Annotated in this window: 13 protein-coding genes; 2 read left to right on the forward strand and 11 right to left on the reverse strand. The window is 44.3% G+C overall.

Features of this window, described 5'->3' with window-relative positions; translation table 11 throughout:
• Positions 1 to 2 precede the first annotated feature (2 nt).
• The 11 genes from QUA07_RS15975 to QUA07_RS16025 form a co-directional block, all read right to left on the reverse strand.
• Positions 3 to 2,264: a TOMM precursor leader peptide-binding protein gene (locus QUA07_RS15975; protein ID WP_333326701.1), complete on the reverse strand. Its 2,262-nt coding sequence runs from the start codon at positions 2,262 to 2,264 to the stop codon at positions 3 to 5.
• 118 nt (positions 2,265 to 2,382) lie between these two features.
• On the reverse strand, positions 2,383 to 3,030 hold the full coding sequence (locus QUA07_RS15980; RefSeq protein ID WP_333326703.1) for a hypothetical protein: 648 nt from the start codon (positions 3,028 to 3,030) through the stop codon (positions 2,383 to 2,385).
• Positions 3,031 to 3,111: 81 nt separating this feature from the next.
• Entirely contained in the window at positions 3,112 to 4,725 is a 1,614-nt protein-coding gene (locus QUA07_RS15985) for a hypothetical protein (protein WP_333326705.1), read from the reverse strand.
• Positions 4,726 to 4,760: 35 nt separating this feature from the next.
• Positions 4,761 to 4,874: an AAA-like domain-containing protein gene (locus QUA07_RS15990; RefSeq protein WP_333326707.1), complete on the reverse strand. Its 114-nt coding sequence runs from the start codon at positions 4,872 to 4,874 to the stop codon at positions 4,761 to 4,763.
• 353 nt (positions 4,875 to 5,227) lie between these two features.
• Complete coding sequence (locus QUA07_RS15995; protein WP_333073645.1) at positions 5,228 to 6,508, reverse strand: glycosyltransferase family 4 protein; 1,281 nt, start codon at positions 6,506 to 6,508, stop codon at positions 5,228 to 5,230.
• Between the two features lie 215 nt (positions 6,509 to 6,723).
• Complete coding sequence (locus tag QUA07_RS16000; RefSeq protein ID WP_333082268.1) at positions 6,724 to 7,452, reverse strand: class I SAM-dependent methyltransferase; 729 nt, start codon at positions 7,450 to 7,452, stop codon at positions 6,724 to 6,726.
• Between the two features lie 138 nt (positions 7,453 to 7,590).
• Positions 7,591 to 12,927, reverse strand: coding sequence for a glycosyltransferase (locus QUA07_RS16005; RefSeq protein ID WP_333326709.1), 5,337 nt, complete (start codon positions 12,925 to 12,927; stop codon positions 7,591 to 7,593).
• Between the two features lie 46 nt (positions 12,928 to 12,973).
• Positions 12,974 to 14,494, reverse strand: a complete 1,521-nt coding sequence (locus QUA07_RS16010) for a methyltransferase (RefSeq protein ID WP_333326711.1) — start codon at positions 14,492 to 14,494, stop codon at positions 12,974 to 12,976.
• Between the two features lie 15 nt (positions 14,495 to 14,509).
• On the reverse strand, positions 14,510 to 15,922 hold the full coding sequence (locus tag QUA07_RS16015; protein ID WP_333082265.1) for an ABC transporter ATP-binding protein: 1,413 nt from the start codon (positions 15,920 to 15,922) through the stop codon (positions 14,510 to 14,512).
• 127 nt (positions 15,923 to 16,049) lie between these two features.
• A complete protein-coding gene (locus tag QUA07_RS16020) occupies positions 16,050 to 16,901 on the reverse strand; it encodes an ABC transporter permease (RefSeq protein WP_333326714.1) in 852 nt (283 codons plus the stop codon).
• Between the two features lie 181 nt (positions 16,902 to 17,082).
• Entirely contained in the window at positions 17,083 to 17,622 is a 540-nt protein-coding gene (locus QUA07_RS16025) for a hypothetical protein (RefSeq protein ID WP_333326716.1), read from the reverse strand.
• Positions 17,623 to 17,693: 71 nt separating this feature from the next.
• On the opposite strand from QUA07_RS16025, the gene ruvB reads away from it, so the two are divergent.
• Together ruvB and QUA07_RS16035 are read left to right on the forward strand one after the other, a co-directional pair.
• Positions 17,694 to 18,782 carry a Holliday junction branch migration DNA helicase RuvB gene (ruvB, locus tag QUA07_RS16030; protein ID WP_333326718.1) on the forward strand — a complete coding sequence of 363 codons (1,089 nt, stop codon included), beginning with the start codon at positions 17,694 to 17,696 and terminating at the stop codon, positions 18,780 to 18,782.
• A gap of 12 nt (positions 18,783 to 18,794) precedes the next feature.
• The gene (locus QUA07_RS16035; protein WP_333326720.1) at positions 18,795 to 19,358 is read left to right on the forward strand and encodes a Uma2 family endonuclease; all 564 of its coding nucleotides are present in this window, start codon (positions 18,795 to 18,797) and stop codon (positions 19,356 to 19,358) included.
• Positions 19,359 to 19,422 lie beyond the last annotated feature (64 nt).

Below are 19,422 nucleotides of genomic sequence, written 5' to 3' on the forward strand. Positions count from 1 at the left end.
AATTATAACCACATTGGAATTGGATTCAGATTATCTTCAGATATTGGTTGGTTTAACCACCCCATTTGTACGGGTACATCATAGAGTCGTCCTGCTCCTAAACGCTTCCAAAAGTGTCGCATTCCAGGCACAATTACCTTGACGACCTTCAACCCAATATCAGGACGAGTTTGATCCAGGACTAACATTTCCATTCCCTTTTGTTCTACGATTTGTTGGCAGCGCTTGATGTCTTCTAGTAGGTCGTCACTCCAGTTTTGAGCGTAATCGGCATAAACTTTAGCGCGACTACTTTTGTTGGGAACTAAATAGGGCTGATTCTGTAGCGTTGCAGTTTGCCACCAGTTTAATGCTAAGGGTTCCGCTGAGGAGGCGTACTGGGTTTTACCATCGGCGTTAGTTGGTAACACAACACCCAAAATTTGATTGATTTCCGTCAGCGCTCTACTAACAGCAATTTTAGCATCGAAATGAGAACCGAATCCTAAAAGAATATCTTCCGAGTCGCGATCGCAACATTTACTAACAGCAACAAAGGTGGGAATATTCAGATCGCTGGTGACATCCAAAACCCACAAATCCCGATGGATGGACTGATAAGACTCTTCCAGAGAGCGAAAATAAGGTTCATCAAAACTGTCCAAATCCACCTCTGGTCTTTGAATTCGGTTGTACCACCACAGCGCCACGCTATCTCGTTCGACCAATTCCATAAAACCTTGTAATATCGCCTCTTCCAAGGTGTTACCTGCTGCACAGCCGTTCGTATCTGCCCAACAGTCAGGTTTTTCTGGTTTGGGATAGCCAAAGTAACAGTAAGCAGTGGGAAGATACTTAAATTCCTGCTGAGTCAAAGACCAAACAGCCGTCCACTCGATCGCGTTGGTTTGATCAAATGGTTCGGGGACTCTTTGAAAAAGGGTCTGACAACTGGCATTCCAGTTTTGGCGATCGCTATATTGGGATTGGCTGAAATTCATACAAGCGTTGGGATGAATTGCGCGATCGCCGAGTTGGTGATAGCTACTTTTAATTCTGATTTCATCTCCCTGGAAAACCCCAGAATATCTCTCTATAGCTTCTCCAAAACCGCTAACTCGCGCCTGAATATCCGTTCTTCCCTTTCCTCCACTTCTACCGCCAATGTTTTGAGCCAATGATCTCAAGTCATCAAACATCGAGATAAAATGATGTTTTGCTACATAATTATGAAAACCATCTAGGCGATCGGGTAACTTTTGTAATTCTCGAATAACCCCCGTGATGGGACTAATATGATGCTGATATTTACTAAGGGTGGCTTCAGGAGAACTGCAACGGTGTCCGCCTTCAGCAGTAAAAGTTTTCTTGCGACTACCCAGAATTAATGGGATTGGTTTTGCACTATTCTGGCTTTTGCTAAATCCGCAAACCGGGCATTGAGGACGCTTGGTGAGAATATGGCTTTGAGTCTCTAAAGTCAAAGTATCGTGAGTAATTAATACCCCTTCCAATCGTTTATTTTCCCGATTCTGAACGATCCATTTTAAGACTTCAATAGCTGTCATCCCCAAAGCCGTTTGCAAGACACCAGGTATTTTCGCTAGGGGTGGCGTCAGCGGTGCTGTATCGTTCGTCCGTCTCTTAAGATACCCTTCAATGGGTCGATTGCATCGCAAGCGTTGCGCCAAACATTCCCAACAGCCCGTTTTTCTGGGATAGAACAGTGGGCCAAGCCAGATAATTGTGCCAATCGGCTTGACAAGTAACCAGGGACGCGATTTTTGTAAGGCAAGCTGATTGAGCGCGGCTAGATCCAGTTGCAGGTAATCATCACACAAAACGACTTGCAAATCGGCATCTTCGCTGACCTGGATTTGGTGCGATTCTAGAGTTTCAATCAATTCAGCAGCGGAAATAGAACCCATTGCCCTCACTGCGACTTTGGTTGTCTGTAAGTGATCGTGTGCGGCTTCCACGCTAATATTCAACTGCTCACAAAAAATCTGTAACGATGGCGACAGCAACTCATCACCGTTGCTCAGATAACCCTGATTTTTTAACTGACTTAGCCCATAGTAGATATAAGATGCCGGCAGGCGATCTTGCAATTGATTGACAATTTCATCAATGCTATGATTTCCATCCAACAACGGAGCTAATTGGGCGTAGATAGGGTCGCTCAGTACAGCCGCATTCCTTTCCGACAAAAGGAAAACTCCTTCTGTTCTTTCTGTCTCGATGCGAAAGCAATCCTTAAATTTTGGCTTGTAATCGCGATACATTCTGTAAGCAAATTTATTGTATTAATTTAAGTATTTTTTGTACGTTGTTGCGCTTTAGCGCTAAAGCGCAACAACCTACCTAACCACTTACTCATCAACTGGTGCTGAGATTACGACCTTAGCAAAGGCAGGTGGGAATATAGGGATTAGGAGGAGTGTACCCTCCATCTCCGACGCCCTGACTCCAATCGCGCAACTCAGATACCGTCAAAACCGATGGACTGAGTGCGGGGCGAGGTGGATAAGCTATTACCATCACAAACTTTTTCTTGTCGTTATTGTAACCAGCCAACCAGCCATTAAATCGATCGACAGTTACCACCCAGACAAAATTTTGAGTCAACTCTTTCGTAAAAACATACGGCTTTTGATTATTGGTAAGCTGCTGGTAAAGCTTAGGCAACGTTAAGTCACTCACCGATATGTCTCCAGTCAAATATTGAGACAGACGATCGCTCTGTGCCATTATTTGATCGACAAACATACCCGGACAGTAATGCTCCTGAATGCAGGTACGGGCTAACTCTTTGACTGCATTGATAAACTCTTGTCGGAGATTTTCCTGCGCTTCGTTTGGCTTATTTTCGGTATACTCATGAGGCTCAAGCCAAGACCAAGCAACCAATTGCGACCATTGAGCGGCGAATTGCTGTGTTGTCTCAGTTAGGTCAAACCCCATTTCTTTGAGCAGATTCTTTAGCTCATCTTCAGCTTTAGTTGGCTGATCTGGACTGACTAAGCTTTGGATTGTATTGAATTCAGACATTGCTATCTTCTCCTTAAGATTGTAGCTATATGGATGATATGTTGCTCTCTCGAAACCTTTGCTTCTCAATCAAAGCTAAGTTCAGGAATTGGGTTTACCATCGCTTGATACATTATTTCTCGAACTTTTAGCACGTTGCAATAGAAAACTAAAATCTGACATGGCTTTTTCAGAAGTACCCCTAGAACTTGGTAGTGTTGCAGTGACGTGGCAACCAATACAGGAATCACCGTTGACCTGGGTTTGGGAATAAGCTTCCATAGCTACATTGAATAGCGGTCCTGGTGTAGTCCCCGTTCTACTGTTTGATATTAACTTATCATTTGTCAAAGACGTAAGTTGACTAGCAGTAGGAGGATTTTGCACCCATTGAGTTCCCACAAGTTGATAGTATTGCCATACAGAATTCCCATCCACTTTTCGGAATTCTTGCTGCCAATTTTTGTTCTGTTGTTGGAGAGATTTCTTTACAGAGTCACTGAGTTGGTTGCTTCTGCAATTGCGCTGTTCGGAGAGTCGTACAGCCTGGGTAGGAATTTGCGGCTTTATTTTCCCATCCTGGGATTTCGTCACCGCATGGGGAGATTGATCGCGCCAAAGAAAAGGCCATTCTACGTATGGATAGTTAGGTAGGCAAGACCCCTTATTTGGATCGTTTGGATCGCAATCTGGGTTGGATAGGGTTGGTTTCAATCCTAGAGGCCCATTATCCACTTTGAGATTATCCACCTGTTCAAAGGTAGCCCAAACCCATCCAGGAGTTGAACTTTGCTGTTTAGGTATTTTATAGGCAATATGGAAGCCAATCAGTCCCACTTCAATTTCCTGAAGTACAGGATCGTCAGTACCACAATTATCGGTAGTACAAACATATTGTTCTTTAGGAATTGCTAATACCCGCTTTGTGGTATAGTAACGACCTTTTTCCTCTGCGCTAGATTTTTTATCAAAAACGCGCCAAGCTGCCTTAACTTCTATGGGTGCATCTATACTTGAATGGGTGGATTTAAACTCTAACTTTTCCTTTTGGTTGTACTCAGCCAATTTGCTAGCATCGTACCATTTATTATCCACAATTTGCTTGAATTCATTTGGGTTCAAATGACTCTCGACTATTATGTAATTTCCTTGTTTATCGACAAGAGGAATGTTGTTGAGCAACAAATTATTTTCTTCATCGCTAACCTCAATTTTTGCTGGGCACTCCTTACTCTTAATAACTTTTTCGATCCAAGCACGGCTATTTTGTAAATTTTTTCGCAATTCCTCATTTTCTGGCGAACCCGATCCTTGCCCCTTGATTAAGTCTAAGTTTAAGGTTCTTATTGCAAAAGGGTTGGGTGTATTTAGCAAAGGGTTTTCACCATTAGGAAGAAACACTTCTTCAGGAGTTCGATAAAATTCCCATACACGTGGAGCGAGCGGTGCTTGACCCAAGGCAAGTTCCTTTAATGACCTGGCGTCATTAGCAGGCCAATTCAAAGTTACAAATGTTCTCCAAGCGATGTCGGCAAAAGCAAACGCATTATTAGAAAGAGGGCTTTGTGGCAGCTCTTTGAAATTTTCCAGCTTTATAGGTGGAGGTGAATAGCCGCTATCAAATACTCCCATAGCACGATAGGAGGCTACAAACCCTGAAAAAACAGAAATAATTGTTACGAGGCATAATAAACTCAGGAACCGAATAATCTTCATAGCTCTTTTGTTACTCCTGATAATCCCGAATGGTATCAATTGCTACTGAAACGATCGCCAAAATACTGCCTATAAAACTCGCAACTCACCGTCGCGAGATTGGCTTGTAAATTTACCAACCCCATACTTTCCAACTTAAATGCCTCCACTACATCCTATTCTACAGGTGTGCTGCTTTTTACCACTCGCATGAATGCTGCCAGCAACTATGGCTCCATTTCGGTTCATTTAAGCTCGATCCGCCCTAGCCCCCCTCCTTAAAAAAGGGGGGGACAAGAACTTACTCTTGCGTCCCCCAACAATCAGCAGGGCGGTTTCATTCTCACCAAAATCGCGATTTTGACTCTTGTAGTGCCAAGAATGCCTACCCTCCCACAGACGATTTCACGGCGTTTCAGACATGGGGGCAGCCCCTACAAGAGAATGAAACAACCATCTCCTGTGCGGTGTAGTCGCACAGGAGATGTTGTGAACCGCGGTTTAGTCCTGACCAACTTTATTGCTAAATTCTCACTGCAAAAGATGCTGCTAATTCCCGTTCTGGTTCCATACCAACTGTAGGCGGCATGGAACGATTTGCTACTTGCTCAATTAGTTGTAAATGTTGCGGCAGCATTTTAGCTAAACTGTAGCGTTCTAGGGCGGTTTGACGGGCTTTGATGCGAATTTCTGCCATGCGGGTAGGATGGTCTAAAACTTCATCAATGCGATCGGCTACTTGTTTCGGTGAGAAGTAATCGACTAGCAAACCGTTCTCTCCGTCGCGGATAACTTCTCTGACTGGCCCTGTGTCGGAACCGATTACTAAACATCCTGTTGATAAAGATTCAATCATCGACCAAGATAGTACAAAAGGTCTGGTCAAATAAACGTGTACGTCGGATGCTTGAATTACTTTTAAATACAGTCCGTAAGGTAGGGGACCGACAAAGTGAACTCGCGACAAGTCTAGGGGGACTTTTTTGAGCATATAGTCTTTGTAAGACTCGCCGTTGGGTAAAGAACGCCCATAACAAACTCTTTCTGAACCAACGATTACGACGTGACAGTTGGGGCGACGTTCTTGTACATAGGCGATCGACTCAATGAATTCGGGAAAACCCCGGTAAGGTTCCATTCCCCGCGATACGTAGGTGACAATTTCATCAACGCCAGACAAGTCTAAGTTAGGCAAAACCAGTTTAGCACCGGGGTCTGGTTTGAAGTAATCGGTATCTACGCCGTCGTGGAGTGTGGATAATTTTTGTTGTAGTTCTGGCGGAAATTGCGATCGCTGCCAATAAGTGGGCGACAAACCCCAATCACAAGAGTATAAATCGATCAGAATCGGCGCATTTTTGATTCTAATTCTGGCCATATCGTCAACTGTTAAAGGTTCCGCTGGATCAAAATCTGCGTCGGAACCAATAGCATGATAAAACCACTCGAAATAGCACAAAAGTGGTGTATTTGGAAAAGCTTCCTTGACAAATAATGTCGGGCCCCAACCGGAATGTCCGCAGATAATATCGGGTACGAAACCGTCGGCTTTCAGTTGTTCTGCCATTCTAAATACGGCTTGTCCGTAGATGACGGCACTTTCTAAAGGGCGGACGTATTGGTGAGTCTGCGCGTGGGGTTCCCGGCTGGGGGTAAATGCTGCTTTGCGAACGCCGGGAATGTTCCACTCTGGGCGCTCGTTTTTAGTGCCGAAGACAATTTGATTTTTGGGATCTGCGCCTAAAGCCGTGATAATGTGGCGGTATTGGGCGGGGAAGTTGGGATGGAGAAATAATGCTTTCATTGTCAGTTGTCTGTTGACTGTTGACTGTTGACTGTTGACTGTTGTCTGTTGTCTGTTGACTGATAACAATCTAAAATCTAAAATCGATTGACTGTTGACTGTTGACTGTTGACTGTTGACTGATAACAATCTAAAATCTAAAATCTAAAATCGATTGACTGTTGACTGTTGTTAGTTGGAATAAAATATTTTGAAGCGGCTAAAAAGCTTGTATTTTATTCATTGGGGGTTGGTGCTTTGCAGATCCAGACACAATCTCGCGGTACTGAAGATGTATTTTTCAGGATGATTTCATAGTTTAAATGATGGAGAAATTTTTCCATAATTGTATCAGTCATAACTGAAAACGCTGTGCCGTCTCTGTGTCCTAGCAAGTTTTTGTCCCACTCGCTGGCGAATTTTTGCCACCCTAATTCGCTAAAAATATTTGTGTGGTGAAACACGCAAATTCGATCGCCCTGCAGCAGTTTGGGAATTCGAGTCAGGTAGTTGAATATATCTACCGGCTCTACGTGTACCATTGTATCGTAACAAAAGCAGACATCGGCTGAACTTGGGGCGATGCCGTCTAATGTTAAACCGTCGAGTTTGACGTAAGAAACGCGATCGTCTCCCAAGCGCGATCGCGCTGCTTGCAACATTTGACTGGAAATGTCTGCACAAATTAGTCGATCGCAATATTTCAGCAGCAGCGAACCGGTTTTTCCCCCGCCGATACCAATTTCTAAAACCGTATGTTCTTTTTTGATGTACGGTGCAATAAATTGCTGTTCTATCAGCGCTTCGTATTCGGCTAAGGAGTTGGCGGCACCGGCAGCTTTACCTATCCATTCGTCGCCAATATGGGCAAGTTCGGCATTAGTTTTTTGCCACTGTTGGGCGTAACTGTCCCAGGCCCTTTCATAATCTACTCTTGGGCGATCGGTCATTTTATCATCGTTCATTTTTGATTATTTTATAGTATTGATGGCTCAATTTTCAATATGTTCCGCAATTTTTGGCAAATTATATTAAATCCTGCCAAAAGTCTACGAGGTGAGTTACTGCCCTTCACGGGCGGGGACGCTGGCACTGTAAAATGACTAATGACGGCTGAAATATGCTTCGCAGAAAATCTCTGCATAAGCTTGAGTCATTTCCTCAAAAGTATTAAGTGAATCCAAGACATATTTAGCGTTTTCAGCTAACTGCTGCCGCAAAGATTTGTCCTCCAGTAAACTAATCAAAGCTGCAACTAATTCGTCCGGGCGATCGGGCGTATAAAACAAACCATTAATTCCAGGCCGCACTTGTTCTTTAATTCCAAAAACCGGCGATGTAACAATTGGCAAATCGGAGACCATCGCCTCCAAAATCACTCTGGGAAAACTTTCAACGCGAGAAGTGCAAACAAAAATATCAGCAGCTTTGTAATATTTTCCCGTCTCCCCAGTTTCCGGGACTACTGTCACTCTTTGCCGCAACTCTTCTGGTAATTCCCCCACCAACTCGGCTAATTTATTGCTGTAAATACTCGGGCGATCGCCCACAATAAAACATCTAATCTTATTGTGCCATTTATCAGGTAAAAGTGAAAGTGCCTTAACTAAATCCTGCTGGCCTTTGCGTTCGCATACCGTTCCCAGCAGCAAAATTACCACATCTTCCGCTGCAACACCTAAAGTTTTTCTAGCCAATTCAGAATTCTCCGAATTTTCCAGTTTGCTCAAATCTAAGCCGTTGTGAATCACTGTAAAATTGTGGTGGCTGTTGAGAGGCAAATACCTATCCCGCGTGGCATCTGCCACAAAAATCACTTTGTAAGGAAAGCGAAAACACTCTAAAGCTCTCGCCGCAATCTCCGAACCAAACCTGTTAAAATAAGTTTGCCAAGGTTCGCTTTCGTGCACGTTCCACACTGTAGGAGTTCCGAGTTGCCGCGCGGCATCAACTACAAAAAAGTTTTCTAAAGTATTGGCATAAATTGCATCTACTTTTAAACTGGCAATTTCTGTGCTAAAACTGCGGATGGCTTCATCATAAGCATCGCGCTGATAGATGTGTTCGAGAGGATTGTCGCGCACAATTACTTCAATTCCCTGCTGTTCGTAAGCTTGACGCAGGGGCCCGTCTGTTACGCAAAGTACGATCGGCTTAATCACACCCTCTGCCGCCAATTTCACCGCAATTTCGTACTGATGCAGCGGCGCCCCAGTGAAATCCAGCGAATTGCTGCACATCAAAACTTTGATAGGATGAATCAAATTCTCTGCTTTTGCTACCAACAAACCAGAATTATTAAATTTTACTTCTTCATTATTGGTTACATCCGTTACATCCGTTACATCCGTTACAAAATCCGTTGCCGAACCTTTTTCTTTCATAAAAACCCGTCGAGGTTGAATATGAAAATACTCATCTTCTAAAGACAAGTGCGGACTATAAAAACTGTCATTTTTCCCCGCATACTTACGCCTAAAAGCCGCCACTTCTTGAGGATTGTCGGTAAAACCCCTAGAAGTTCCCTCTTTGTGCAACAACTCCGCATCGGGACAATATACGCACCGATAACCGCGTTCTAACAATCGGTATCCGTAATCTGCATCATTGTAAGCAACAGCAAAATTCTCCTCATCAAAACCGCCCAATTCTAAGAACAATTGACGCGGAGTAATCGTGCAAGCGGCTGTTACCGCAGAGTAATTTCGCGTTACCATCGCTTGAGAAAGATAGCCTCGATTATTCTTGTCCATCAGCTTAAAAGCATGACCAGCCAAACCGTGATGCAGCCCGTGAATTACGCCCGCGTGCTGAATTCTGCCGTCGGGATATAAAAGCCTCGCGCCGACTGCACCCACGCCCGCGATTTGAGCGTATCCCACCATTTGACTCAGCCAGCGCGGGTTAATTACTTCAGTATCGTTGTTCAAAAACAACACATATTCGCTGTCAACTTGTTCCGCAGCGCGGTTGTTAATTGCTGCAAAACTAAACTTGCCGCCAGGATTTTTTATCCGCAAAACTTGGCAACTTAATTCCTTTAAGTATTCCAGAGTTTTCGGGTCGTCGCTTTCGTTGTCGATGACGGCAACTTGATAATTTTTGTAGGTTGTAGTTTCTAGAGAATCCAGACAGGCTTTCAGCAATTTAAGCTGATTTTTAGTAGGAATAATTACCGTTACTGATGGGCCGTTATCCGGAAAATCCTGGGCAAATATCCCCAAATTTTCTTTAATCGCCCATGCGTGCTGAGCGACATTGCCGTTAATTTGGCGGCGGTTCAGTGCGTCTTGAATGGCTTTTTGACCTGCGGAAAAACTGGCGGGTTTCGCGGCCCCAGATATGGCTGTAGAACCGGGTGCGGTTCGCCAGTGATACAGCACTAGCGGCAGGTGGGCGACGTGGCGAGAAACTTCGGTGGCTCTCAAGGCAAAATCGTAATCTTGCGAGCCTTCAAAACCTATCCGTAAACCGCCTATTTCTTCAAAAATGTGTCTTCTCACGGCGCACAAATGACCTAGATACATATAGGAAAGCAGCAGTTCCGGCGACCATTCCGGTTTGAATTGCGGGGCGAATCGGCGACCTTTAGTGTCGATTTTGTCGTCGTCGGAATAGAGAAAATCGGTGGCTGGATGGGTGGCAAAATATAGGGCGACTTCGCCTAATGCGTCGGGAGTTAGTTCGTCGTCGTTGTCTAAAAACAGGATGATGTCGCCTGTTGCGAGGGCGGCGGCGCTGTTGGTTGCTGCGCTGATGTTGCCGTTTTCTGTGCGAAATGTGATGCGAATACGATCGTCCTTTTGAACCCAGCTTTTCAAAGTGTCAGCAACAGTGAAATCGGTGCTGCAATCGTCGGCAATGCAGAGTTCCCAGTTGGCATAAACTTGATTGATTACACTGTCGATCGCACTTTCGAGAAAATCTATCTGCGGATTGTAAACTGGCATTACTACCGAAATTTTTGGCAGGGGTTCCCGGCACGATTTTAACCGAGAAATTAAGTAATCGCGCGCGCGATCGTTCCACTGATTCACCTCCAGCCATGCGTCATATCTATCAATGGGTTGAGGCACCACAAAACCCGCCGGTGGCAGTAAATCTCCCGGCGCACTAAACTGTTTTTGCTGCCGATAAATCTTCCCCAACTGGCGGAGCACTTTCACAATTTCCCAGGGCAATGGCACAATTCTACCAAGACGCTGTTTTCTTTCCCTCGCCCGCTGCTGAATTGCGGCTGTAAACCTTGATAACTCCTCAAATTTATCTGCACTTCGCTGCCAGATATGGTAGCGCCGCACTGTCAATTTTTTAGGCGCTTGAAAAGACAAAATTTCCCCGCTTTCTAACTCAGCTTGCAGAGAAACGTGCCATTCCCCTGGCGGCAAATCGACAAGGGCCTCAAAACCGCTTTCCGAACTGTTAACCCAGTCAGGAAACACTTCGCCGACATCTTTTCGCCGCAAACCGTAGGCGCATTCTACAGAAGTATCGCCGCACAACAAGCTTAATTTAGCAATTTTGCGATCGTGGTGGCAGCACCAACCAGCAAACAAAATTTGACCCTGACGCTGTTCCCACACCACCGGTACATCTAACGATGCTTGAATCGTTGAAACTAACAACGGATAAGCTGCCAAAAGATGCCATTTACCTCGATCGTCTTGGGCTTCCAGTAGCACTTCGTGTCGTCCGGCAGGCGCGTCCAATTGAATTGTAAAACCAGATTTCTTCGCAGCGGGAATATTAGAGTGTGCTAGCGCTATATCACTTCTCTCTATGCCGTAAACGCCTACGAAACTCTGGTTTTTAATTCTGACGCGGACTGCTGTAGTCTCTCTTTTTTGGTTAAAAACCCAGCCAACAATTAGCAGGTTGGAATCACAAACTTGCCAAGTAGTGGGTTGATCTAACGAAAAAATAAATTTAGGGAACAAGTCGCGGATTTTTCGCTGAACTTCCCACAACTTTTCTCTCACTTGCCACCATATTGAAGACTTGATTATAGCAAGTTCTGCCCGAAAAATTTCATTTTCCTGGCGGGAGTTTTCTAATCTTTCCTGAGTTTGACTTTGTGCTGTTTCTAGCTGAATTAACTCAGCTAACTTTTGCTGCAATATAAATTCAGTCTCTTCAAATTGTACCTGAGTTTCCCCTAATTCTGCTTCTAATTTTAAGACTTTCGCTAAAGCTATTTGAAATTGCGATTCTTTGCCGGCAAGCTGTACCTGAGTTTGTCCTAATTCTGTTTCTAATCCGAGGAGTTTCGCTAACGCTTCTTGAAATTGCGATTCTTTGCCGGCAAGCTGTACCTGAGTTTGCCCTAATTCTGCTTCTAATTTTAAGACTTTTGTTAAAGCTTCTTGAAATTGTGATTCTTTGCCGGCAAGCTGTACCTGAGTTTGTCCTAATTCTGTTTCTAATCCGAGGAGTTTTGCTAAAGCTTCTTGAAAATTTGATTCTTGGCCTGCAAGCTGTACTTGAGTTGCTCCTAATTCTGTCTCTAATCCCAACACTTTCGCCTGGGCCTGGTGAAATTGTTCTTGCCACTGTTTGAGTTCGGAAGAGCTAGTTTTTTGCTGTTTTTCCAGCAAGCGGATTTTTAGCCAATCTTCAAAGGGCCAGATTGGAGATGCTGGGAAATGAATAACTTGATCGATCGCACCTTTCGACTCACTGCTGAGATTGCCAGCTTGGGTTTCCAAAAGTTCATAGAGTTCTAATGCTTCGGGAAAATATTTTTCTATTAAACTCGGTCTGTGACTTTTGACAATATCGTTGACTAATAAAGATTCTTCAAAATTGTCTCCCGGTATCGCACCTAAGTTAACGTTAAATTTTTCGTTGACTCGATCGAGGAAAAGTTCAGGAGTGTTGCCGATCGGGTAAACGTTGGCTAGGAGACAGCGATGGGGAAAGCGTTCGTAAAGTTCTAAAACTTTTTGATTGTAGTGAATCCACATTTTTACTGCCTTTTCGGGATTTTGCAGCAAGCTGACATCGGTTCCCCGGCGGTAAAGGGAATCGACTACTTCCCAGGGCGATCGATAAACACAGATAAAATTAGCTTCGGGGAGTAAAGTCAGCCAAAAATCCCAAAAAAGGGCTGTTCGCGGGTCTTTCCAACCCCAATGTTTGTGAGTTTGTTGATTTTGATCGATCGCCCTTTTGGCGATTTCCACGTATTCTGCTGCTACCGGAATCGTTTTTTCAAACGTACATCCGAGTTCATCAATACCGTGCGATCGTAAAACACTTTTGTGAAACTCCACAAAATCAACATTCTCGAAATGACCTTTCACATTTCCGTCGGCCGGGCCCACTAACTTTTTGCCAATATCAACCCCAACTTTCTGAAACAAAGAAGCTGTTAAAGACGTACCGGAACGGTGCATTCCGGTAACAATAAAAACCGACGGTTTGCTGTCATTTGTACTCACAATTTATCTCCCTCGCCCTAATACCCACACCAACCAAATTTACTCACTAATCTCCCGCTAAGCCCAGGGAGCGCCTGACTTGAAACCACGCGCTTCTAATCTTCCAGAACTTGCTGCTTTCCATTGCCAAAACCCGACACTTCGCTTGCTCTAATTCTTGCTTGAGATTAATTAGCTGATTTTCTGTTTTCTCCAACTGCATTTGCACAGATACTAACTGATTTTGAGTTTGCTCCAATTGCGTTTGAGCTGAAACTAATTGCGTTTGAGCTTCTTGCAAACTTGTTTGAGATTCTTCCAACTTTGTGTGAGTAATCATTAACTTACTTTGATTTTGCTCCCCTTCTATCCTAGCCGACTCTAACTGAGTCTCAAGTAATTGAAGTTTTGTCTGAGTAGAACCCAATAAAGACTGCGATTGTCTTTGGTTGATCAGCGATTTAACAGTGCAAGTTTCCAGAATCCATTCCCAACCATAGTTATTGATTGCTTTGACTATCAACACATCCTGCAATCCTACAGTGTTTTTGGGTAAATAACAGCTCCAACCCGACTGCAAAGCCCCATCAGTTTCAAAATATCCAGCTACATCTGGGCGATCGTAAAAAGGCTCGCACCTCTGTACCACCTCCCCATTTACCAGCACTTGCAGCTCCTCAATTCGGCCGTTGAGGTTCACATCAGCTACCCATCCTTCTAGATACAAATTCTCCTTATTCGTAAAAGCAGCAACATCAATATATCCTTCCGGGTGATGATTGAAATTCAACTCCGAAAAATCTCTAACTAGCTCATTTGTGACAACATACAAATCCTGAAATCGGCAGATGCCTTTTTTGATGCGGTGAACAAAAGCTTTGCCTCCGCTAACTTTCTCGACACATTCTCTCACAAACTTTTCAGTTACATAAGTTGTGCCGTATTCCTCCTTATCTAAAGACTGGCTTTCGCTTTGAGGACTAAACAAAATACCATTTGCCGGCATTTCTATATTCGCTAGGCGCAAACACTCATCGTGAACGCTGAACATTAAAATGCCGTTAGGAGTCAACAAATCGTACAAATTTTGTAACCAACTTGTAAAAGTTCTTTCCGGCATATGGCTGAAAAAAGAATTAGCCAGAATGCAGTCAAACTTGCGGTCAATTAAATAATTTTCTGGTTTCCCAGTTGAGACAATACCGTTAACGCCCAAGTATTCAGTTTGAAACTTAACCGCATTAGCATAAATATCAGAAACCCAAATTCGTTCCGGCGGTATTTCCTGAATCAAAAACCTGGTAAATCTACCGTAACCGCAGGCAAAATCTAGAAAAGAGGGAACATTTTCAAAACTGCCAAAATGCCATTCCACAACTTGTTTAACCGTATCCAAGATGCGACGCCCGATCGAATAATAGCGCACCAAAGCCCGATCGCGATCGTCTTTGACGTTGTTCAAGCTGAACAAATACATTTCATCGTCTTCGCAGATATTCAGTTTAAAATTTTCGGGAAACTTAGTTTGATCTTGAATAAATGCTTTGATTACGGGATTTTCGACTAAATCTAAATTGATATCGCTCATTGTTTTTACAGAATTTTAGATAACCTCTGTTGACTGCTCTTTTACTAGAGCATCAGCATTAACAACAGTTAAACACGGTTCGATCAGCAAGTCAACGATGCCGTTACCGCAAGACTCAGTACAAGACTGAACTCTAAACATCGCCACATCAACACAGCGATCCAGATAAGTTAAATCTCCATCTACCGTTCCCACAACTCCAGCATTCAGAAAATAAACACCGGGATTCAGCAAACATTTAAAATGAAACTTTACTACAATTGTCGTTCCTGCTTCCACGTACCTAACTGACTGAGTAGAAGCCTTCAAAGAAGCACCCGCCAACTCAAAACCGCTAATTGTTTTAATCAACATTCCAAACCTAACCTTGGAAGTTGACCGCGAGAAAGTGACAGAGTAAGTATAAATATAATCTTGACGACCTAGCAAGTGATTTACCACCTTTCCCTTCAGCGTCTCGATGTGGGGGTTGATAATTTCCGCTCCACGAGACGGATACCTTACCGTATTCGACGGTATCATCCCTGGATCGTAAAATTCATCGTAATATTCCTGGGGTTTAGAAAGATGTTGCTCCGGTTTAACTTCCCTCTTTGTGCTTTCTAAATTAGCATCCTGAAGCTGGTCTTGACTTTCCTGTTTTGTCAGTTGGTTCAGAGTTCGAATATCTGACTTCAACCCCAGAACCTGATCCGGATCAGCATAAATCAGCTTTTGATACTTAGAAATTACCACTTTCGGCGTGTGAGCGAGCAGCAATTCACCGCTATCCATTAAAATCGCGGAGGTACAAAGTTGCACAACAGAAGTAGCAGCGTGAGAAACAAATAAAATCGTTCCGCCACCTTCCTGAATGCTTTGCAATCGGGCAAAACACTTGCGTTGAAAAGCTTCGTCGCCCACCGAAAGCGCCTCGTCAACCACCAAAATATCTGGTTCGACGCTAGTCGCTACGGCAAAAGCTAGTCTGACAAACATACCACTAGAATAAGTTTTGACTGGCTGTTCAATGAAATCGCCAATATCAGCAAAAGCAGCTATATCGTCAAATTTTTCTTCAGTTTCTTTTTGATTAAATCCCAGTAACTGAGCGTTAAAAAACACATTTTGCCGCCCAGTAAATTCCGGGTTAAACCCGCTTCCGAGTTCCAACAAAGCGGAGACTCGCCCTTTAACATCCACGCTTCCTGTGGTAGGAGTCAGCGTCCCTACAATTATTTGCAGGAGAGTGCTTTTTCCCGAACCGTTGCGACCGACGATTCCCAGAGTTTGTCCTTGAGGAATTTCCAGATTGATGTCGTGTAGGGCCCAAAATTCGTCAGCCAGTTTTTTGCTGGGGTAAATAATTTCCTTTAAGCGGTCTCCTGGACGATCGTACCGCTTAAAACATTTGGAAACATTTTTTAGTGAAATTACATTTTCTGTCATTGGCGGCAGTCAATCGATTTTAGATTTTAGATTTTAGATTTTAGATTGACTTGAAATCTCAAACATATTTACACCACAATCGATTTTAGATTTTAGATTTTAGATTGACTGTAGATCTCAAACAAATTTACAGTACGTCAGCAAAAGCGGGACGCAAACGCCGATAAACAGCCAAACCTCCACAAAATATAGCAGCAGAAATTAGCGTGGCGACACCCCATTCGCCCCAATGCTTAACTTCTCCAAGCAGTATGAGGTCTCGATAAACCTCCGAGATGGCGGCCATTGGATTCAGCCAAAATATCCACGCTCGCCACTCTTGGGGGATGATTGATGCTGGGTAGACGATCGGCGTCAAATAAAACCAAAAATTTAGAATAACACCTAATGTCTGAGGAATGTCTCGCAAAAATACAGTCAAGCCCGCTGTCAAATATCCCAAACCAGCAGTTATCAGCAACTGAGGCACCCACACCAACGGCAGTAAGCATAAAGTAGCGTTGAGCTTTTGCGACGATACTGCTACTATCACAATCAAAGCTGCTAAACCCAGAGAACTTTCAAGAAAAGCTGTAAAAATCGGCACTAGGGGCAGCAAACCGAGGGGAAATACCACTTTTTTTACTAAATTCGGCTGCCCCACCACCGATACTGCCGACTTGATCAAACCGCTGGTGAAGGCAGTCCAAGGCAGCAAACCTGCAAACAACCAGACTCCAAATGTAATGTCGCTGTTTTCTGGGAAGCCTGCAAGGCTAAGCTTTACCTTGAGGACGATCGAAAATACGTATGTGTAAATCACCAATTGCGATAGCTGATTCAGCAGCGGCCACAAATTGCCCAGAATCGAGCCTTTGTATTGAGCTTCCAAGTCCCGGCGCACCAATGTTGCCAGCAGATTCAGCTTCGCCCACCGCCGGGGCGTATTTGCCGGCCGCCGGCCGCCCAGCCTTCGGACCTTTTGGGCAACTCCTTTCACAGTTCTCTGCAATTTTTTCGCCCTCGTTCACTAGCTTCACACCTAAATCAACTCAAGCTACAATTATGCAGCTTTTGCTAAACCGCAATTATTCCACAGCCCCGCCGCTTTGATCAAGGATCTGCCACCCTGGCTTGGGCTTCTTCGTTCTTTCTTCTTTCCCCTTCCTTCGGAGGTTATTTTAGCCGATCGCCGATCGAACTGCCGAACCCATCGCTAGTTTTTGCTCGTCGTCGTAGCCCCACCGCTGGAAAAACTTTTCATACTTGCCGTTGGCAGTCTGCAAACTTTCTAGCATTTGCGACGCTATAGTTTGACAGGCTGGCATTTGCAGCATTTGAATTAAATTGCGCGATCGCTCCTGCACTCTAGCAGAATCGGCCGCCATTTCCTCCTTTTGCTGGCGCGAATGATGTACAACCATTGCCGCCGACATCGCCAAATTTTTCACCAGCAGTTCTGCTACGATCTCAGGAGCCGATCGCAGCGCCTCGACTACTCCGGGTGACGGGTGATCTGCCTCCTGTCGATCGTCCGTTAGATAGGTGACAAAAAACCCCCTAGCACCATTTTGTGTTTTCACCAAAGATGTAACAGCTTGCTGGATGTCGGCTTGTAAAAGTCGATCAGCCTCCATGAACGACAGTAAAGATTGAGTCAGCTCGATCGCCCCCTCAAAAGTTATGCTTTCCGATGCTAATAAAGAAGATGGAATACTCATAACGAACTCAATAATTGTCAAGATTCTGCCAATAATTGTAAACAATTCCCGCTGCCCGATCGCAGATAAATATGGCTATTATCTCCTCCAAACAACAGCCCTCCGACCAAAATCTACCCGAAGACATAGCCCCAGCCCGTCGCAAAAAAGCCGCCAAACCCCAGGCGGAATCTTTGCTAGAATCGCAAGAACTACCCGACGAAATAAACAGCAAACAAGACGACAAAATCCGACCCCAGCGCTTAGCTGAATACATCGGACAAAAAGACTTGAGAGAAGTTTTGGCGATCGCAATTGCAGCAGCTAAATCTCGCGGCGAACCTATGGATCACCTGTTACTCTACGGGCCTCCTGGGTTGGGAAAAACCACAATGTCGCTAATTCTAGCAGCAGAAATGGAAGTTGAATGCAAAATTACCACCGCCCCAGCGTTAGAAAAACCGCGAGATATTGTCGGATTGCTGATCAACCTCAAAGCAGGCGACGTGCTGTTTATCGACGAAATTCACCGTTTATCTAAAGTTACAGAAGAAATCCTCTATCCGGCGATGGAAGACTGCCGCTTAGATATTACGATCGGGCAAGGCAAAAGCGCCAAAATTCGCAGCATTCCCCTGAAACCATTTACCTTAGTAGGAGCAACCACAAAAGTCGGGTCGCTGACATCTCCGTTGCGCGATCGCTTCGGCTTGATCCAAAGATTACGCTACTACGAAATAGACGAACTTAGTCTAATTGTCCAAAGAACCGCCCAAGTTCTCGACACTCAAATCACCCCAGAAGGAGCCACAGAAATTGCCCGCCGAGCTCGCGGAACGCCCCGGATCGCTAACCGCTTGCTGCGACGAGTTAGAGACTACAGCCAAGTGAAAAATTTAAAGCCAATTGATGCCGAAGTTGCCTCACTCGCCCTGGAATTATTCAACGTCGATCCGCTAGGTTTAGATTGGACAGATCGGCGAATTTTGACAGCAATGATTGAGAACTTTAACGGCGGCCCAGTGGGCTTAGAAACCCTCGCAGCTTCGACAGGAGAAGATACTCAAACCATTGAGGATGTATACGAACCGTACTTAATGCAAATCGGATTTTTGCAGCGGACAAGTCGGGGCAGAATGGTAACTCTTGCTGCTAGAAAACATTTGGGTTTTATGGAATAAAAGGAGTAACAAATGGTACAAATACAAACAAAAACACTAACTTTGTCCGAGTTTCTAAAACTGCCAGAAACCGAACCAGCTAGCGAATATATCAACGGTCAAATCATCCAAAAAGCTATGCTACAAGGAAAACATAGCCGGATTCAAGGTGAATTAGTCCCAGCCATCAATGTCGCTGTTAAGATTCAGAAAATTGCCTTAGCTTTTCCTGAATTGCGGTGTACTTTTGACGGTAGGTCAATCGTGCCAGATGTCACAGTATTTACTTGGGAAAGAATACCAGTTGATGAAAATGGGGATGTTGCTAATGTATTTGAAACTTACCCAGATTGGACAATTGAAATTCTGTCTCCAGGGCAGAGTCAAACTAAAGTAACTGGGAATATTTTACACTGTCTGAAAAACGGCACTCAAATGGGTTGGCTGATCGATCCGATGGTGCGCTCGATCTTAATTTATCCCCCTGGAAAGCAACCAGAAATTTTAGCAAAACCCGAAGAAGTGTTGCCCGTTCCAGATTGGGCCGCAGAATTGCGGCTGACGGTAGGAGATTTGTTTGGGTGGTTGAAACTCTAGCCGAAGTCAGTTGCCAGTTGACAGTTGTTACCAATTCCCAATTACTAATTACTAATTACTAATT

Origin of the sequence: Microcoleus sp. T3_A4, from assembly GCF_036700465.1 — a bacterium.
Classification (GTDB): domain Bacteria; phylum Cyanobacteriota; class Cyanobacteriia; order Cyanobacteriales; family Microcoleaceae; genus Microcoleus.